A 16,111-nucleotide genomic window follows, 5' to 3' on the forward strand; every position below is an offset into this window, starting at 1 on the left:
GACGCGCTGCCCGGCTGATCCCGCCCGCGGCTGAGCGGTACGCGCCGCCGCTTATCCTTCCTGTTTGCCTAGCCACCCCTCGACGAGCGAACCGAGGCCGCCGGCGTTCCCGATCGATTCGAGTACGCTCGCCGTATTGATCTGCCCCGTTTGCGGCACTTCGCCGTTCGGCGTCGCATGATCGACGACGTGCGGCAGCACCTTCGCAAGCAGACTCGACGCTTGTTCCTGCGACATTCCTAGCTTGCCCGCCAATTCCCCGAGTGCACCGGAGCCGACGGCGTTTTGGACCGTGTCCGCCGAGACCGGCTGGTTCGCGCCTTGGCTGATCCATGACTGGATGACGTCGCCGGCGCCTTGCGTTTCGAATTGTCGAATGAGCCCTTGTAATCCGTCCGGCTGATTGTTGATGAACTCGGTGACGGCGGCGAGCACGTTTTGTTGCTGTCCACCGGCGTTTTGATTGCCAAGCAGAGAACCGACTACATCGAATAGACCCATGATGACGCTCCTGCTGAATCCGGCGTAGCCCGAGAGCGGGACGCCAGGGAGATGCGCCGTGCGGCGCGAAGTGGGCGGGCGGACGTCACATACCTGATGCGGCGGATGCGGCGGAAGCTGCCCGGGATTTACCTTTCTTTTTCTTATTCGCTTTGGACGTTTGCGGTGACGCGCTTGAGGCTGCGGCTGCGGCTGCCGGTGCCGACGATTGCATCGCGGCGGCCTGCGGTGCCGGTTGCGTGTGCTTGGCCGGTGGTTGACTCGTCGCCGGAGTCGCCGAGGCCGACGCTTTTTCGTGCTTAGCGCCTGCGTTAGCCGGCGGCGCGGAGCTACCGCCGATCGTTAGGCCTTCGCCTTGGAGCGTCGCAACCGATTTCGTCCCCAGGCCTTTTACGCGTCGAGCCAAGTCGCCGGCGTCCTTGAACGGGCCGTTCTTGGTGCGTTCGTCGACAATGGCCTTCGATTTCACCGGGCCGATACCCTTTAACGTTTCGAGGGTCGCCTGATCTGCGGTGTTGACTTCGACGGACGCGGCGAACGCGACCGACATCGTTAAGACGAATGCGGCGAGTAGCAAAACAAGCTTTTTCAGCATGGCTGTAACTCCCGATCGAAAGAGAAGACGGCAACTGGAAAGACCGGTGCACTCAATTGCGTGCACGGGGTCTGCCTCTTAATGCAATCAAGAACTTACGCCGTTAATCTGCAACTTGTCCACAGCATTGCCAACAGAAAGTGGGGATAACTCACGCAGCGCGCATGAGCGACTGGGCGGGGCGGGGAGGCTGACCACTATTTAACAACCATCCGATGAAGCAAGCTCGTTCGCACGCGCAGCAAGCGATGGGGTAAAGCGGTCGGCTGCGACGATGCGAAACTTAGGCGGCGGCAGGCAGCCAGCCTTGTGCCGTATCTTCGAAGATCATTTTCGTGTCGGTCTTGCGGTCAAGATCGGCGATGCGCTCGATCAACTCCTTGAGTTTCACGTTGCCGTCGATCGTCTCAAGGTAGATCGCACGGAACATTCGATCGGCGGTCTTAGGGATCTTGCCGCGCTTTTCCCACAGTGCGACCGTTTGTTCGGACGTGCCCAACATGTCGGCGACGCGGTGTTGTGAAAGATCGAGTTCCTTTCGAAGGAAGCGAAATTCGGCGCCCGTGAGATAACTTTTGCGCGCGAGTGCTCTTCCAATGGCGCGATGCAGTCCATCGGCATCTTCGAACGACACCGATTTTCCGTAGGACGTCTTGCGCACGTGATAGCCGTTCGCCAGCCACACGTTTTGTAGCCCGACTTCTGTGTAGTGGTACATGGCGTGCCTCAGTTCAATAAACCGTGATGACCGCTATCCAATGGCCGTTTTCGTCGCGTTCGACGGCAGCGGCCACGGTGACTTCATCGCCTGCCTGCCGGCGAGTCAACGTACATTGCCAGTGGCCGTGAATGTTGACATGGGCCGACTCGCAAATGGTGCCGCTACGCAGACAATCGTAGACTTGTGTCGGCGTGATCTTGCGCTGCTTCATGCGTTTTCTGGCATGCGGCGTAAAGAAGACGCGTGCGGAATCGGCCACGGCCTCGCGGATCATGCGTTTCAGATTTTCGTCGTTCAGCTTGAGCGCAAGAGTTCGTACCGACATACCCATAATTATTATGGTATTAACTGGCAAACGCAAGACCGTGGCGTCTTCGTCAGAAAATTCTCAGTCCCGATCGTTCGAGCTGATCTCTCGACGGCATGGTCCGTGCTGCCCGCTTGCTCAACTTCAACGATCGTTTCGGCTGCCTTGCAGCGAAGAAGGGCGGCAAGACGAGCAACTGGCATCGAATAATGAAAAAGACGTCTCACGGATCTCGCTTGCTTCGCCGTACTGCCGTCGCGCTGGCCGCTTCAATGACCTCGCTCGTCTGCGCGCATGCGTGGGCAGCGCGGGTGTCCATCGCGGAGTCGAGCTACGGCACCACCAAGGCGGGGCAGGCGGTACGCCAGTACACGCTCGCCACCACACACGGGGTGACGCTGAAGATCATCACCTATGGTGGGATCGTCGCCGAACTCGATGCGCCCGATCGGGAGGGCCGTGAGGCCGATATCGTTCTGGGCTTCGCCTCGCTGGCCGACTACGAACGCTATAACGGCAATATCCATTTCGGTGCGCTAATCGGCCGCTACGCGAACCGCATCGCGAATGGGCGGTTCAAGCTCGACGGCAACGTCTATCGGCTCCCTACCAACGACGGTCCGAACACGTTGCACTCGGGGCCTGACAGTTTCGATTCGAAGGTATGGACGCCGGTGCGCACATTCAGCGAGGCGACGAATGCCGGCGTGCAATTGCGCTATGTCAGCCCCGACGGCGAAAACGGCTTTCCGGGAAAGCTGACGGTGGATGTGACTTATACGCTCACGGACGACGATGCCATCCGCATCGACTATCGCGCGACGACCGATAAAGACACCGTCGCAAATCTAACGAATCACAGCTACTTCAATCTGGCGGGCGAATCGAGCGGCAGCGTCGAGCGGCAATTGATCGAAATCGCGGCGTCGCGTTATACGCCGACGAATAAGGCATCGATTCCAACCGGCGCGGTGAGCGACGTTTCAGGTACCCCGATGGATTTGCGCGCACTCACGCCGATGGGAGCTCATTTGCGCGACGGATTCGAGCAGTTACTGTGGGCGCACGGCTACGATCAGAACTGGGTGTTGGACAACGGCGGACAGGTTGCGCCGGCGTTCGCGGCCCGCGCGTACGATCCCGCGTCGGGCCGCGTGCTCGATGTCTATACGACCCAGCCCGGCTTGCAGTTTTATACCGCGAACGGCCTAGACGGCAGCGTGACCGGCATCTCGGGACACGCTTATCGCCAGGGCGATGCATTTGCGCTTGAGGCCGAGCATTTTCCCGACTCGCCGAACGAGCCGTCGTTTCCCACCACCGAGCTCAAGCCCGGGCAAACGCTGCACGAAGTGACGATATGGAGGCTCGGCGTGCGTTGATCGCCGAGCGTCGGCGCCTACGGCTTCGACTTCATTGCATCGCGGGCATCCGCGCGTCCTCTGAGCGGATCGAGTAGCGGCCGCAACCCGTTGTGATCGAGTTCTTGCATGAGCGCGAGCAGACGACCGATCTCGCCGGGCGGAAAACCCTCTCTAGCGAACCAATTGAGGTAGTGGCCGGGCAAATCGGCAACGAGCCTGCCCTTGTATTTGCCGAACGGCATGGCAAGGGTCACGAGGCGTTCGAGATCGCGCGCATTCATATAAACGTGAAAAGCGAAGTAGGCCGTCGACGGACCTCATGCCGATATGCCGATATGTCGATGGGCGAATGGGCAGAGAAGCACGACGAGCGATGCATCATACGCGTTCGGCGCACCACGATACAAAACGTAGGGACGTATCAGCGTTTCACGATGCGCAGAGCGTGAGCACGCGCGCGCGGCGAGCGCGATGAAAATAGCGATTTGCCGAGGAAATAGACGTACCGTGCCGAACTCTTTGGGGCACTTCATGGTCAGAGTGGCCGACCCCGCAAGGGTCATACCTACTCATTCGCTACTCGATCATGGAGGCATTACGTGAAGACGAAGAGACGTCGATTCCTGGGCCAGGTGTCCGCCTTAGCCGGCGGTCACGCATTAGTTGCATTAGGTGCCTTGGAAGCAGGCGCAATTATCGCCGCGAGCAATGTTATCGGCGCAACCCCGGTAAAGGCTGCCGTGCCGACGACTTCCGTCGACGGTACGGTCATTCCTTCCGCACAAGCGATCGTCGATCGGCTCTTAAACGTGTGGACCGTCAACAACGGCTTCATTTACAAGAACGGCGTAAAAGATAAAGACTCGTACAACGTCGACTTGTTGCTTTGGTACGGCGGCATGATCTATCAGCGCGGCACCGGCGGTCAGTTCTACGTGATGACGTGGGCCAACCGTTGGCTGCCGTGCTCCGATCCGCGCACGCCGATGACCGTACCGTCGGGTGCGTTCTACGGTATCAACGGACACTTTGACTATCCCTTTACGCCGCAGCAAATTATCGCGGCGTTGCAAGCGCTCGGCTGCACGAGCTATCGCGTCGGCTGCGACGGTTCGGCAAAGCAAGTGAATGCATTGATCGGATTGGCCAACGCATTCCGCTCCGTAGGCTTTACGTTGCTGCCGCTGTTGAATTTCGGTTTGCGCGACGGCAACGGCAATTTGTATCCCAGCGAGGCGGCCGCTTATTTCGCGAATCGGTCGGGTGCCGCCAATGTCGCGCGCGCCCTCGGGCCGCTCGGCATCACGATGTACGAATGCGGGAACGAACTCACGCGCGACAGGGCGATCATCCTCAATTCGACTAGCGCGGGCACGGGGCCCCACGATTTCAACAACGCGAATTGGCCAATCTTGCGCGGTGCGATTCAAGGCATGATCGACGGCGTGAAGTCCGTGCAGCCCAACGCGAAATGCGGTGTCAATTTCACGGTTGCAGACATCGGCGCTTCCGATTTGCTTTGGGACGGCGAGCAACCGGACGGCTCGGGCGGCTATCGAAAGATGCGCTGGGACATCACGACTTGGCACAATTACCAGCCCTACGGCGACATCTTCGAGATCGGCATCGACGGCGCAGGTCCCGGATTCAATCTGCCCGCGTACTGCAAGGCCCGCTACGGCGTACCGTTCATGATTACCGAGTGGAACGCGGCGCCCGAGGCGACCGAGCAATTCCGGGCAACGTATGTACAACAAAAAATGCAGCGCTTTTACGCGGCGCGCAAAACGGAAGGTATCCAGGCGGTGATGTACTACGACTTGATCAGCGGCGACCAAACGTTCGGGATCGCCATGAACGATCTCGCGCCGATCGAGCCGACCCATACGGCGTTTAGCGCGTTTACCGCGTCGAACGCCGATTTGTAGCCGCCGTTAGGCCAAAGGCTCGGAGTCCTCGCATTCGGTGCGCAGCAGTTCGGCAATATGCTCGAACGGCATCGGTCGGCCCGTTAGATAGCCCTGAACGATGTCGCAGCCCGCGTCGGTCAGCCAAGCGAGTTGTGCCGCCTCTTCCACGCCCTCGGCGACGACGGCGATACCGAAGCTGTGCGCCATCGAGATGATGGCCGTGACGATCGGCTGCCCCGCCTGCGGCAACGGCTTCACGAAGGCGCGATCGATCTTGAGATTGTTCACCGGGAACGACTGCAAATACGACAGCGAGGAGTAGCCCGTGCCGAAATCGTCGAGCGACAAGCGGATACCGGCCGCGCGCAATTGGCGCATCGCCTCGACCCCGGCGGTCATGTTCGCCATCAGTTGGCTCTCCGTCAGCTCGAGTTCGAGCAAGTGCGGAGAAAGGCCACTTTCGGCGAGCACCGCCTTCACATCTTCACTGTATTGCGCCTGACGCAATTGACGTGCCGATACGTTGACGGCCACGTAAATCTGGACCTCCGAATCCGCATTCCAGCGCGCCGCATCCCGGCACGCGCGGCGCAGGACCCATTGTCCCAGTGCGACGATCAGTTCGCTGTCCTCGGCCACCGGTACGAATTCGATGGGCGAGATTTCGCCGTCCACGGGATGGATCCAGCGAGCCAGTGCTTCCACGCCGATCATGCGCCCCGTGCGGCAATCGAATTGAGGCTGGTAGGCGAGCGTCAGCGCATCCGTCTCGATCGCTTTGCGCAGTTCCGTTTCGAGCCGCGCGCGGCGCCGGGCCTCGACCGTCATGCTCGGATGAAACTCGACGGCCGCATTCTTGCCCGTGCTTTTGGCGGCATAGAGCGCGATGTCGGCGCTGCTCACGAGCGCAGCGACATCGGCCGCATCGTCGGGAAACACGCTCACGCCCACGCTCGCGCTCGCCACGATGCTTGCGCGCGGAAGATCGAATGGGCGTGCCAAGGCGCGAGCGATGCGCTCGGCCGTGCGAATGCCTTCCGCCTTTTCTTTCGCGATCGCGACGAGCACCGCGAATTCGTCGCCGCCGATGCGGCTGACGAGATCGGCCACGCGCACGCTTTGACGCAGCGCCGCCGCGACGTGCTTGAGCAATTCATCGCCCGCGCCATGCCCAAGCGTGTCGTTGACGTTCTTGAAGTCGTCTAGATCCACGAGAATCAATGCGGCGCGCGTGCATCCTTGCGTGCCACGCTCCAATCGTTCGTTCAGCGCTTCGTAAAATGCGCGCCGATTCGGCAGACCGGTCAGCGGATCGGTGGAGGCCAGGTACTCGAGCTTTTTTTCGGCCTGCGCGATACGCGCGCTCATGCGCGACGTAATCACGAACGCGATCCACAGCGCGCACAGCGAGGCGGCAAGGATGAATACGGCGAAGTGCGCCAGTTCGGCCGTGATCTGCTCGGTGCTCGCGACGACGACGACGGAACCGAGCGTCTTACCGTTTTGCGTAATGCTCGAGGCGACGAAGACATCGTCGAACAAAAAGCGCCGGTTGGCGTTTTCGACGTTTTTCGGCTGCGCCTCGATGAGCTCGCGTGCAGGCACTCCCGGGCGGATATAGGAAGCGAAATGCTTGCCGGCGGCGGTATAAATGCTCGCGCTTTCGACGTAGGGTACTTTGCGCAGCGAGTGCAGCGTTTCCTGCGCCGAACGCACGTCGTCGAACAAGACGGACGCCGATACGTTGTCGGCGATCATGTCCGCTTGCACGTTCGCGTCGGCCGTCAACGCGGAGCGCAACGAAAACGCTTGATAGGCGAGCAGGACGAAGCCCGAGATCAATAGGGCGACGCCGAACCCGGCGAGCTTCACGCGCGCCATTTCCTTGATCGGGCTGGGCGTGTGGTCCGGGCTTTCCTTCATGTCACATTCCTTGCCAAACGGAGCAGCTTCGAGCTCAATACGAGGTGGCGGCGCGCTGCCTCCGTGTTGTCGATGTCGAATCGAAGGCGGTCGCCGTCGCGAAACAGCGTGACGACGTTGCGCGCATCACCCGCGTCGACATCGGCGGGGCGTACGACGAGAATCGGCAGATCGCGGGCGGATGCGCTTTTCGCGACATTGCCCGCCGGCGCATCCTCGACGATGAGCACGTTGCATGTCGCGATCGTCGCATCGTCCGGTATCGGCTTGACGGCCCATGTCTTGCCCGATACGGCGCGTCCGCTCAGCTTCGCCAGTGTCGCGCCGAGCGCGGTGCGGGGGTTGACGCATACGTTGAGTGACGCGCCGTCCGTATGCGCGCTCGGCCACTCCGTGAACTCGGTGAAGTTGTAGATGTAGGCGGCTTCCAACGAATAGATATCGACCTGCGCGTGCGCCGTTATTCGCGCGCAGGCGGATGCCGCCAGCACGAGGACCACGCATCGACTCAGCACTGATCTCGCGGCTCGCATATCAGAAACCGTACACGAGCTTGAGCAGGAACGTTCTGCTCTGCTGGGGGATCACGCTCTGCGTGAAGTTCGGGCCCGCGGGATCGGCGTAACGCTTGTCCGTTACGTTGTAGATCGAAAACGACACGTCGGCGTGCGGGACGAGACGCTGACTGCCGATCGTCAAGTTGCCGAGGCAATACCCCGCGGCGGAGCCCGATTCGGCCAATCGGGCAGATTCGCACCGCAATTCGGCACCGGCACGCGCCGCCTCGTGAAACAAGGGCACGGTGACATTGAGCTTGCCTAAGTGGCGGGGCGAGTTTTGCAAGACGCCGCCGGTTGCGCTGTCGCGCGCGAGCTGCCACGAATAGCTCGCCCGGATTCGCGCGATCGACGCGATGTTCTGCTCGTAGGCGAGCTCGATGCCGTGCGCGGTGGCGTGATCGACGTTCTCGAAGATGAACACGCCGGATGGGTCGGGCGTTTCCGTGATCAGGTCGCGCACGTCGTAGCGAAACAGGGAGACGGTCGCACGAGCGTTGTCACCGAGGGCGTGCTCGTAGACGAACTCGGTCGTTGCGATTCGTTCCGGTTTCAGGGACGTATTGCCGAGCTGACCGCCGGGGCCCGGATCCGAATAGTACAGCTCGTACGCGTTCGGCGCGCGATATGCGCGCCCGTATAACAGCTTGAAGGTATCGGTGTCAGTCGGCTTGTAATTGAGCGCCAAGCGCGGGCTTACGTTCGTGCCCGCATTCGAATCGTGATCGAAGCGCACGCCGGCGTTCAACGTGAAGTGCCACGGCAACCGAATTTCGTCTTCGGCATACAGGCCGACGGAATTGCTGCTGCGCCGGTCGTCCAGCACGAGCTGATACGGATCGGTGTTGTAGTTGTACTGATCGCGGGCCGCATCGCGCATCAAGCTCGCGCCGATGACGAGCTTGTTGCGCGGCACGGACGAAATCGTGGCATGCACGTCGGCGCCGTACCAAATGGCCTTGTCGCCGTCGACGTTCGTTGCGGGAGGATCGCCATATAGGCCGACGCTCTTATAGTCGTACCGCTCCCAATACACTTCTGATGCGATCTCTAGCCCGTTCGTCAAGACGTGGCTATAAGTAGCATCGATGAAGCTATGCGTATCGGCCGTGCTTTGCGCCGTATCGAAAATAGCTTGATACGGTGCGGTGGGCACACCCTTCGTGCGGGTGCCGTAGCCCGCGCTGATCTTAAAGCCTCGATAGGCGAATTTTGCAAACAACTGTTGCGCGCGATCGTAGTCGAGACCCTGCGCGACGCCATGGTTTTGGTCCGGCGTATCGAACTCGGGGTAGTAAAGGTCTTGTCCGCTACGATCGTACCCGGTCGCCGATAAAACGAGGTCGGCGCCGCTCTCGCCATGCCAGCCGTAGCTCGCGCGCGCGCGTTTTTCGCCGAAGCTGCCGATCGCGCCGGCCACCTGGGCGCCGTTGATGTCGCTGCCTTTTTTCGTCACGACGTTGATCACGCCGAATAGAGCGTTCGGTCCGTACACCGCGGAGCCGGGACCCGGCACGTACTCGATGCGTTCGACGAGATCCATGTCCACCGGGAAATCGTCGCCGATCGGCGCCTGGTCGTAGACGGCATCGTTGACGCGCATACCGTCGATCAGCAGCAAAAAGCGGCTGTTGTAGTCGCCGGGCCGCTGAAAACCGCGTCCGCCCAAATACGTATAGGTGCGGTCGTACGAGGTGTAGAGCCCCGGTAGCGACGCGAGCGCATCGGCCAGCGTGCGCCATCCGAAGGCTTGGATGTCCTTGGCGGTCAGCACGACGACCGCCGCCGGTGCGTCGGCGACGGACTGACTCAACAAAGTAGCAGTCCTAACTTTGACCTGCATGAGCGCCTCGAGCGGCATCGAGGCGAGATCGGGCGTGGAGCCTCCCCCGGGGGCGTCGGGCTGTGCTGCGCCGACGCGGCCGGCGGCGAATAAGATCGACAGCACGAGCGCAAGGCGGCACAGCGGGTGCGGGTTGTGCCCGCGAGGGAAGTGTTCCGAAAACATGGAGCAAAGAACGACAGCGTTCGATTATCTAATGTGTGCCTGCTTCTTTAACGGCCGGCGAATGCAAAGCTTGAGGGGCGCACGCCCCAGCTTGACGAACGACGACCCGTGCACTAGGTTGCGACGGTAGGACGGCGGGGCGGCTAGCGCGTCGGCGGTCACCGTGCGCCGAGGATGCAGCGCCTACTAGATATGTTGAATAAATGGGGTGCAAGCGCGTCCCGGGTCCGAGGCAATGAGGAGCGATCGAGCCGAACGACTGCGCGGATGCTGACGGAGAGACGAAATGTCGGCAGTCCTAAATGTCAAAAAGATGTTTGTTTTGATGTTGGAGAACCGCTCGTACGACAATGTGTTCGGTTGGTCCGACCTGCGTGGCTGGACACCGAACGGCGAGCCCACGCAAGCCGACGGCTTAGTCGGCAAACCGGCTTATACGAATTCGGGCGCGAACGGCACGCTCTATCCGGTGGGGCAAGGGGCACCGTTCAGGCTAGCCTTCGATCCCGGTCACGAGTTCACCGATACGCTGGTGCAGCTGGCGGCGCCTAGCGAAAGCCGGGGATTTGCCACTTGCGCGCCCGACGATTCGGCGGGACTGACGGGCGGCGCCTATCCGCTTTGCGCGACGAGCGCGAACGATCTCGGTTTCGCGCGCGATCTGGAGGCGCATGGCTTCGACGTCGCCTCCGCGCTGCGCTGCTTCACGCCCGATCAACTACCGGTGCTGAACTTCCTCGCCCAGCAGTTCGCGATTTGCGACCGCTGGTTCTCGTCGGTTCCGGGGCCGACCTGGCCGAACCGCTTTTTTGCATTGGCCGCCACCTCTTGGGGGCTCGATCATTCGCCGAGCGATTTGGCGTCGATCGAGGCGAGCCTACTCGACGTGGCGAAGTACGGCAGCGGCAACGACTCGGTTTTCACGCGGCTCGCGCCGAACCAATGGATGATCGCTCACGGTGATATGCCGCAAGCTTGGGCGATCAAGGGTGTCGATGCGCATGCGGCGCGCTTGGTCACGCACGAGGACTTTTTCTCCGCGCTGGCGAGCGGCAACCTCGACGCCAGTTTCGTTTTCATCGAGCCGCACTACGATCCGGTGGGCAACTTCGAGAACGGCGAATCGATGCATCCGTGCGGCGACGTTCGCGCGGCCGAAGCCCTGGTGGAGCGCGTCTATAACGCGCTCGTGGCATCGCCGTATTGGGAGCAGAGCCTGCTGCTCATCGTATTCGACGAGCATGGCGGATTCTTCGACCATGTCATTCCCGACGCCGCGCACGTCGGCGGCATGCCGACCCTCGCGCCGTGCCCGCCTACGTCGCTGACCAAACGCGGGTTCCGGTTCGATCGGTTCGGCTGCCGAGTGCCCGCGCTCGTGATCTCCCCCTACGTCAAGCAGGCGACGATCGATCACACCTTCTACGAACATGCGTCGATTCCGAAGACGCTCGCCCGGATCGTCGCGCAAGACGGCGCGCCGCTGCTCGACACGCCGCGCTTTGCGCAAGCCGCTGACTTCACCTCGGTGCTGACGCTATCGACGCCGCGCAAGGCTGCCGATATCCATCCTTGTCCGCACGCGCTGCCGGTCTCGAACGTACAGGCGCCGGCCAACAAGGGGCGCGCCGCGGCGGCGTTTCGCACGCTCGGCTGGTCGATGACCGGCACCGCTTAGGCGCGCAGTGTAGACGCGGCCGGCCGAGCCTACATGATCGATCGTTAAGAAACGTCGCAGTGAACGGCTGCCTGACGCGCGCGGTCACGGTTCAAGCGCAGATAGAGCAGGGCACAGCCGCTCATGACGAGCGGCCAGAGCAAGAACCATCCCGTTGCCGCGCAAAGGGCGACGACGCACACCAGCGCAACCTGTGCGCAACGATGGGCTGCCGTGCCGCGCGGTAGCAAGCGCAGCGCGGCTGCGCAGCCCAAGGCATAAACGGTGACGAACGATCCCGTCGTGAGCAGCACGAGCGGCTTCGGCCCCACGCCGGCCGCGGTCACGGCGATCATGCCGAGCGCGGCCAAGACGGAAATGACCGCGAGGCTGCGGCGCGGAACGTCTCCGGCCAACGAGCCCGCCGCGAACCATGACGGCAGCGCGCCGTCGCGGCCCAGCGCCGCGCCGAGCTTGGCCGCGCCGGCGAAGTAGGCGTTCATCGTGCCGAGCGTCAGCAGCAGGGCCGCGCCGGCGGCCAAGACGCGGACGTTGCCGCCGATCCCGAGTACGAGCAGTTCGGCGAGCGGGGCGCTGGAGCGGCCGGCCCCGGGGCCGAGTACGAGCACGCTGACGAGCGCGACGGCCAGATAAAGCGCGCCGACGACAATCACGGCGATAGCCGACGCGCGCGGCAAGTCGCGCGACGGGTGCTTGAATTCGCCGGCCAGATGCGTGATGGCTTCCCATCCCGCGAAGCTCCAAACGAGCAGGGCGGCCGCGGGTACCACGGCCAGCCAACCGTGCGGCGCAAACGGATGCAAGTTGCTCGCATGCGCATGAGGCGCCGATGCGGCCACCGCCGTCACGAGCAGCGCCACGAGTACGGTCGAAAGGCCGAGCTGCATGCGGCCGGAGATCGTCACGCCGAATGCGTTGGCGGCCGTGACGATGGCGAGCAGCGCGACGCCTGTGAGCAGCACCGTTTGCTCGCCGCCCCCGATCGCCTCGGCGACGTATGCGCCCGCGAAGATCGCGGCGGCCGGCGCACCGGCAGGCACGGCGAAATAAAAGCACCAGCCGACGATGGCGGATGCGCGCGCGCCGAAGGCGCGGCGGACGTAGGTGGCGACGCCGCCGGCGTCGGGATAGCGTGCTCCGAGTGCGGCAAACGTCGCCGCGAGCGGCGCCGAGAGTACGACCAGCCCGAGCCAAGCCAGCAGCGAAGCCGGTCCGGCGACGTTGGCGGCGAGTGCGGGCAGGGCGATGACACCGGTCCCGAGCACGGCGCCGACGTAAAGTGCCGCGCCCTGAAGCACGGTCAGGGTCCCGTGCGGAGAATGCGAAGCGTTCGCGACGCTGCGATTGCTGCTGCGATTTGACATGCTTATCTCGTCGATTAATTCTCGAATTGGACCGCTCGCCTCTCGGCGCCGCAGCCTTGTCTCGTCCGAATACCGCGCAAGCGACGCTTGCGAAGCGGCGCTCCGATCGTTATAGCCCTGAAAAGGTGACAAAGGATGGCATGATTTACGCCGATGGGCTCGGCAACTGCGTGCCGCCATTGAGATTCGTCATGGTAATCCCGGATGTGTCGACCGTTCCGGTGAAAGGCTCGGGAAGGATTGTTGCTCCTAGAATCGCTCCATCGATTCAACCCGGTGCGCCTAAAGCGCCGATATAAAGAGGAGACACTCGCATGCACCCGAGTTCGCGGAAAATCCGTAACTTTGCCCTCGCTCAAGCTTTGCTCGTCGGTCTGGCGTCGCACGGCGCGATGGCCGCCGATAACGGCAAGATCACGATCATGGTCGGCGGCATCACCAAGCTCATCTATTTGCCGGCGAAACTGACCGAGCAGTTGGGCTACTTCAAGGACGAAGGCCTCGACGTCGAGTTGCTCTCGCAGCCTGCGGGCGTCGACGCGGAAAACGAGTTGCTCGCGGGTGCCGTGCAGGGCGTCGTCGGCTTTTACGATCACACGATCGATTTGCAGACGAAGGGCAAGGACGTGAAGGCCATCGCCGTGTTCGGACAGGTGCCCGGCGAAGTCGAGATGGTGTCGACGAAGGCGGCCGATACGGTCAAGTCGATGGCCGACGTCAAAGGCAAGACGCTTGGCGTGACGGGCCTTGGTTCGTCGACGAGCTTCCTCACGCAATATCTAGCCGGTCAGCACGGCATCACGTCGTCGCAGTACACGATGCTGCCGGTGGGCGCCGATGCGAGCTTCATCGCGGCGATCAAGCAGGCCCGCATCGATGCGGGGATGACGACCGAGCCGACCGTCTCGAAGCTGCTCGCCACGGGCGATGCGAAGGTGCTCGTCGACATGCGCTCGGTGGAAGGCACCAAAGCCGCGCTGGGCGGCACGTATCCCGCCTCGAGCTTGTACGTGCAGTCCGCGTGGGCCGATGCGCACAAGGATCAAGCCGCCAAGCTCGCGCATGCGTTCGTGCGGACGATGCAGTTCATCCATACGCATAGCGCCGAGGACATCGCGGCGAAGATGCCGGCCGACTACCAGAAGGACAAGGCGCTTTACGTCGCCGCGTTGAAGGCGTCGCTGCCGATGTATACGGCGGACGGCAAGATGCCGGCGGACGGCCCGGCGACGGTGCTCAAGGTGCTCTCGGGCTTTAACCCGGCGATCAAGGGCAAGCATGTCGATCTCGCCAGGACGTACACCAACGAATTCGTTGCCGCGAAGTAAAGCGGCGCCGGACCCGGGCCGCGCTTGCGCGGCGCGGGCAACCTCGACCGGTTTCAGTTTCTCCTGCCGTGCCCCGGGCGCCGTGGTTTAGGCGCCCACCCCCAATCGCTTGGATTGCTCTGATGAACCACGCTGCCTCCCATGACGTACCCGTCATCGAGTTCGACTCGGTGTCATGCCGCTTCATTTCCCCAGACGGCAAAGCGACGATCGCCTTGCGCGATTTCAGCATGTCTGTGGCCAAGGGCGAATTCATCGCCGTCGTCGGCCCGACGGGTTGCGGAAAATCGACGACGCTAAGCATGATCACCGGTCTGCTGAAGCCGACGACGGGCACCGTGCGAGTGATGGGCAATCCCGTCTCGGGCATCGATCCGCGTATCGGCTTCGTGTTCCAGGCCGATGCGGTTTTCCCATGGCGTTCGGTGCTCGACAACGTCGCAGCCGGCCCGCTGTTTCGAGGCCGCTCGAAAGCCGTCGCCTATGAAGAAGCGAAAGATTGGCTGCGCCGCGTCGGCCTCGAAAAATTCGGCAGCCATTACCCGCATCAACTCTCGGGCGGCATGCGCAAGCGCGTGGCGCTCGCGCAGACGTTCATCAACAAGCCCGAAATCTTGCTGATGGACGAACCGTTTTCGGCGCTCGACATGCAAACGCGTACGCTGATGCAAGACGAGTTGCTGCAACTTTGGTCGGCGAACAAGGGATCGGTCGTGTTCGTTACCCACGATCTCGAAGAGGCCATCGCCCTGGCCGACCGCGTGTTCGTGCTGAGCGCGCGTCCCGCCACGCTGAAGAAGGTCTATGAGATCGACCTGCCGCGTCCCCGTATCACCTCCGAGATTCGCTACGAACCGCGTTTCATCGAACTGTCGCGCGACATTTGGCACGACTTGCGCGAAGAAGTACGGATTGCTTGACTCTGAACACCGGAAAGACTAAAGAATGGCTACCATGGCTACCACCTTCGAACCCCCCAAAGCGAGCATTGCCGAGGCGGCGTCGCTCGCCGAAGTCGAAAAAGCGGCACAGCGCCGCCTGCGCCAGCGCCGCGCGTTGATCATCGGTTTGCGCTTGCTCGTGCTCGTCGTATGGCTCGGGGGCTGGGAATTGTCGGGACGGATGAAATGGATCGATCCGTTTTTCTTCTCGATGCCCTCGTTGATCTTCGCTCAGATTGCCGACTGGTTCGTGAACGGCACCTCGCAAGGGCCGCTGCTCGTGCAGGTCTGGGTCACCCTCGAGGAAACGATGATCGGGTTCGCGATCGGCTCGGTGGCCGGCGTGATTTGCGGCGTCATTTTGGGGCGCAACAAGCTGCTGTCCGACGTGTTCAGCATTTATATCCAGATCGCCAATTCGATTCCGCGCGTGGTGCTCGGCTCCGTGTTCGTGATCGCACTCGGTCTCGGCATGGCATCGAAGGTGGCGCTCGCCGTCGTCATGGTCTTTTTCGTCGTGTTCGGCAACGCGTTCCAGGGCGTGCGCGAAGCCGATCGGTATATGATCGCCAATGCGCAGATTCTGGGCGCGTCTAAGCGGCAATTGACGACAGCCGTCGTGATCCCGTCGGCGCTGTCGTGGATCTTGGCCAGCTTGCACGTGAGCTTCGGCTTCGCGCTGGTCGGCGCGGTCGTCGGCGAATTCCTCGGCTCGAAGCAGGGCATCGGGCTCTTGATCTCGACGGCGCAAGGCGCCTTCAACTCGAGCGGCGTGTTCGCCGCCATGATCGTGCTCGCGGTGGTGGCGTTGACCACCGACTATCTGCTCACGACCTTGGAAAAACGCTTGTTGAAATGGAGGCCCGCCGCATTCTGAGCGTCGATGCGCACGATGCGGCCGGCTCGCGCCGTAC

15 protein-coding genes are annotated in these 16,111 nt (G+C 62.2%); 6 read left to right on the top strand and 9 right to left on the bottom strand.

What is annotated here, in order from left to right; translation table 11 throughout:
* Positions 1 to 51 precede the first annotated feature (51 nt).
* The 4 genes from AB1286_RS19460 to AB1286_RS19475 form a co-directional block, all read right to left on the bottom strand.
* The gene (locus tag AB1286_RS19460; RefSeq protein ID WP_430364799.1) at positions 52 to 501 is read right to left on the bottom strand and encodes a YidB family protein; all 450 of its coding nucleotides are present in this window, start codon (positions 499 to 501) and stop codon (positions 52 to 54) included.
* An 85-nt stretch (positions 502 to 586) separates the two neighbouring features.
* Positions 587 to 1,096 carry a ComEA family DNA-binding protein gene (locus AB1286_RS19465; RefSeq protein ID WP_430364800.1) on the bottom strand — a complete coding sequence of 170 codons (510 nt, stop codon included), beginning with the start codon at positions 1,094 to 1,096 and terminating at the stop codon, positions 587 to 589.
* A gap of 283 nt (positions 1,097 to 1,379) precedes the next feature.
* Positions 1,380 to 1,814: a helix-turn-helix domain-containing protein gene (locus AB1286_RS19470; protein ID WP_430364801.1), complete on the bottom strand. Its 435-nt coding sequence runs from the start codon at positions 1,812 to 1,814 to the stop codon at positions 1,380 to 1,382.
* A 13-nt stretch (positions 1,815 to 1,827) separates the two neighbouring features.
* The gene (locus tag AB1286_RS19475) at positions 1,828 to 2,142 is read right to left on the bottom strand and encodes a DUF4258 domain-containing protein (protein ID WP_430364802.1); all 315 of its coding nucleotides are present in this window, start codon (positions 2,140 to 2,142) and stop codon (positions 1,828 to 1,830) included.
* A gap of 254 nt (positions 2,143 to 2,396) precedes the next feature.
* On the opposite strand from AB1286_RS19475, the gene AB1286_RS19480 reads away from it, so the two are divergent.
* Positions 2,397 to 3,506, top strand: coding sequence for an aldose epimerase family protein (locus AB1286_RS19480; protein WP_430365127.1), 1,110 nt, complete (start codon positions 2,397 to 2,399; stop codon positions 3,504 to 3,506).
* A gap of 17 nt (positions 3,507 to 3,523) precedes the next feature.
* On the opposite strand, the gene AB1286_RS19485 is transcribed toward AB1286_RS19480, so the two are convergent.
* Complete coding sequence (locus AB1286_RS19485; protein ID WP_430364803.1) at positions 3,524 to 3,769, bottom strand: DUF3820 family protein; 246 nt, start codon at positions 3,767 to 3,769, stop codon at positions 3,524 to 3,526.
* 318 nt (positions 3,770 to 4,087) lie between these two features.
* On the opposite strand from AB1286_RS19485, the gene AB1286_RS19490 reads away from it, so the two are divergent.
* The gene (locus tag AB1286_RS19490; RefSeq protein WP_430364804.1) at positions 4,088 to 5,416 is read left to right on the top strand and encodes a hypothetical protein; all 1,329 of its coding nucleotides are present in this window, start codon (positions 4,088 to 4,090) and stop codon (positions 5,414 to 5,416) included.
* Between the two features lie 6 nt (positions 5,417 to 5,422).
* On the opposite strand, the gene AB1286_RS19495 is transcribed toward AB1286_RS19490, so the two are convergent.
* From AB1286_RS19495 to AB1286_RS19505, 3 genes are read right to left on the bottom strand one after another with little or no spacing between them, the layout of a single operon-like run.
* Positions 5,423 to 7,321, bottom strand: coding sequence for a putative bifunctional diguanylate cyclase/phosphodiesterase (locus AB1286_RS19495; protein ID WP_430364805.1), 1,899 nt, complete (start codon positions 7,319 to 7,321; stop codon positions 5,423 to 5,425).
* Positions 7,318 to 7,836: a YfiR family protein gene (locus AB1286_RS19500; protein ID WP_430364806.1), complete on the bottom strand. Its 519-nt coding sequence runs from the start codon at positions 7,834 to 7,836 to the stop codon at positions 7,318 to 7,320. Before AB1286_RS19500 ends, AB1286_RS19495 begins: the two co-directional genes overlap by 4 nt.
* A gap of 19 nt (positions 7,837 to 7,855) precedes the next feature.
* Positions 7,856 to 9,739: a TonB-dependent receptor plug domain-containing protein gene (locus AB1286_RS19505; RefSeq protein WP_430365128.1), complete on the bottom strand. Its 1,884-nt coding sequence runs from the start codon at positions 9,737 to 9,739 to the stop codon at positions 7,856 to 7,858.
* A 433-nt stretch (positions 9,740 to 10,172) separates the two neighbouring features.
* Between AB1286_RS19505 and AB1286_RS19510 the strand changes: the two genes are divergently transcribed.
* Positions 10,173 to 11,564 carry an alkaline phosphatase family protein gene (locus tag AB1286_RS19510; RefSeq protein ID WP_430364807.1) on the top strand — a complete coding sequence of 464 codons (1,392 nt, stop codon included), beginning with the start codon at positions 10,173 to 10,175 and terminating at the stop codon, positions 11,562 to 11,564.
* Positions 11,565 to 11,608: 44 nt separating this feature from the next.
* Here AB1286_RS19510 and AB1286_RS19515 read toward each other — a convergent pair whose 3' ends face one another.
* Positions 11,609 to 12,928, bottom strand: a complete 1,320-nt coding sequence (locus AB1286_RS19515; RefSeq protein WP_430364808.1) for an APC family permease — start codon at positions 12,926 to 12,928, stop codon at positions 11,609 to 11,611.
* A 314-nt stretch (positions 12,929 to 13,242) separates the two neighbouring features.
* Between AB1286_RS19515 and AB1286_RS19520 the strand changes: the two genes are divergently transcribed.
* The 3 genes from AB1286_RS19520 (at position 13,243) to AB1286_RS19530 (ending at position 16,074) form a co-directional block, all read left to right on the top strand.
* Entirely contained in the window at positions 13,243 to 14,256 is a 1,014-nt protein-coding gene (locus tag AB1286_RS19520) for an ABC transporter substrate-binding protein (protein WP_430364809.1), read from the top strand.
* A gap of 122 nt (positions 14,257 to 14,378) precedes the next feature.
* A complete protein-coding gene (locus AB1286_RS19525; protein ID WP_430364810.1) occupies positions 14,379 to 15,176 on the top strand; it encodes an ABC transporter ATP-binding protein in 798 nt (265 codons plus the stop codon).
* Between the two features lie 34 nt (positions 15,177 to 15,210).
* Entirely contained in the window at positions 15,211 to 16,074 is an 864-nt protein-coding gene (locus AB1286_RS19530; protein ID WP_430364811.1) for an ABC transporter permease, read from the top strand.
* The last annotated feature ends 37 nt before the right edge of the window (positions 16,075 to 16,111 follow it).

The sequence above is a fragment of the Trinickia sp. NRRL B-1857 genome (genome assembly GCF_050470685.1).
Lineage (GTDB): Bacteria > Pseudomonadota > Gammaproteobacteria > Burkholderiales > Burkholderiaceae > Trinickia.

Coding starts and splice junctions, on each gene's coding strand:
- AB1286_RS19460 (WP_430364799.1), bottom strand. CDS start 501: ATGGGTCTATTCGATGTAGTCGGTTCTCTGCTTGGCAATCAAAACGCC.
- AB1286_RS19465 (WP_430364800.1), bottom strand. CDS start 1,096: ATGCTGAAAAAGCTTGTTTTGCTACTCGCCGCATTCGTCTTAACGATG.
- AB1286_RS19470 (WP_430364801.1), bottom strand. CDS start 1,814: ATGTACCACTACACAGAAGTCGGGCTACAAAACGTGTGGCTGGCGAAC.
- AB1286_RS19475 (WP_430364802.1), bottom strand. CDS start 2,142: ATGTCGGTACGAACTCTTGCGCTCAAGCTGAACGACGAAAATCTGAAA.
- AB1286_RS19480 (WP_430365127.1), top strand. CDS start 2,397: ATGACCTCGCTCGTCTGCGCGCATGCGTGGGCAGCGCGGGTGTCCATC.
- AB1286_RS19485 (WP_430364803.1), bottom strand. CDS start 3,769: ATGAATGCGCGCGATCTCGAACGCCTCGTGACCCTTGCCATGCCGTTC.
- AB1286_RS19495 (WP_430364805.1), bottom strand. CDS start 7,321: ATGAAGGAAAGCCCGGACCACACGCCCAGCCCGATCAAGGAAATGGCG.
- AB1286_RS19505 (WP_430365128.1), bottom strand. CDS start 9,739: ATGCCGCTCGAGGCGCTCATGCAGGTCAAAGTTAGGACTGCTACTTTG.
- AB1286_RS19510 (WP_430364807.1), top strand. CDS start 10,173: ATGTCGGCAGTCCTAAATGTCAAAAAGATGTTTGTTTTGATGTTGGAG.
- AB1286_RS19515 (WP_430364808.1), bottom strand. CDS start 12,928: ATGTCAAATCGCAGCAGCAATCGCAGCGTCGCGAACGCTTCGCATTCT.
- AB1286_RS19520 (WP_430364809.1), top strand. CDS start 13,243: ATGCACCCGAGTTCGCGGAAAATCCGTAACTTTGCCCTCGCTCAAGCT.
- AB1286_RS19525 (WP_430364810.1), top strand. CDS start 14,379: ATGAACCACGCTGCCTCCCATGACGTACCCGTCATCGAGTTCGACTCG.
- AB1286_RS19530 (WP_430364811.1), top strand. CDS start 15,211: ATGGCTACCACCTTCGAACCCCCCAAAGCGAGCATTGCCGAGGCGGCG.